Raw genomic sequence first — 238 nt, 5'->3', positions numbered from 1 at the left:
CTCCGTGATGGTCGCCGGCGGCTACATCTCCGTGCCTGCAGGCTCTGGGGCCGGAGCGGTGACCCTGGCCGACCGCATCTGCCTCAGCCGCGCGCGGTCCCTCTGCGATACCGCCAACGTGCAGCTTGTGGTCGGGCCCGATGCTGTGGACGATGCCGAGACCAAACCCGGGGCAGGGCAAGCGGCGATGGGTAACGTGGTCACCAACGACAATGCCGCGCACGGCGCAGAGTTCTCG

1 protein-coding gene is annotated in these 238 nt (G+C 68.9%); it reads left to right on the top strand.

All coding sequences use genetic code 11. The annotated features are described in order from the left end of the window. Positions 1-58: 58 nt before the first annotated feature. Positions 59-238, top strand: a 180-nt coding sequence (locus ACQG3P_RS23265; protein ID WP_426806362.1) for a hypothetical protein, incomplete at its 3' end; no start/stop codon positions are given.

The organism is Stenotrophomonas sp. SrG, from assembly GCF_050031795.1.
GTDB lineage: Bacteria > Pseudomonadota > Gammaproteobacteria > Xanthomonadales > Xanthomonadaceae > Stenotrophomonas > Stenotrophomonas rhizophila_A.
This window is presented reverse-complemented; position numbering and strand designations above follow the sequence as displayed.